Annotated in this window: 1 protein-coding gene; it reads right to left on the bottom strand. The window is 51.8% G+C overall.

Annotation, left to right across the window (positions count from 1 at the left end; translation table 11 throughout):
- Positions 1 to 677 (bottom strand): efflux RND transporter permease subunit (locus R7R78_RS26680; RefSeq protein WP_225474679.1); only part of this gene is annotated, 677 nt, incomplete at both ends.

The following is a 677-nucleotide window of genomic DNA, read 5'->3' as shown; positions in this document are numbered from 1 at the left end:
AGATACCAAGCAAGGTCGCACTGATCATGCCGCCAAGCACACCAGTGCCTACCGCGTTTTGACCAGCAGAGCCCACGCCAGCACTGATTGCCAACGGAACCACACCCAAGCCAAACGCCAAGGACGTCATAATGATTGGACGAAGACGCACACGCACCGCGTGCAGTGTAGCTTCAATCAGACCTGCACCTTTCTCGTAATATTCTTTCGCGAACTCAACGATCAAAATCGCGTTTTTCGTAGCCAGACCCACTGTGGTTAACAAACTCACTTGGAAGAACACGTCGTTGTCCATTCCACGACCAAGTACTGCGAGCACAGCGCCTAATACGCCCAAAGGTACAACCAACACGACCGCAAGCGGTACAGACCAGCTTTCATACAACGCAGCAAGTACTAGGAACACGACCAAAATGGACAACGCGTACAACATTGGAGCTTGGTTGCCGGACAAACGCTCTTCATAAGAGATGCCGTTCCAGTTCACCGTAAAGCCTTCTGGTAACTGCTCAACCATCGCTTCAATCTCAGCCATTGCTTCACCCGTACTGACACCTGGAGCCGCGCCACCTTGAATGTTCATCGCGGCTAGGCCATTAAAACGTTGAAGCTGTGGTGAACCATACGTCCATTCACCACTTGCAAACGCCGAAAACGGCACCATTTCACCTTGCGCA

This window comes from Vibrio sp. 2134-1 (assembly GCF_033339495.1).
This window is presented reverse-complemented; position numbering and strand designations above follow the sequence as displayed.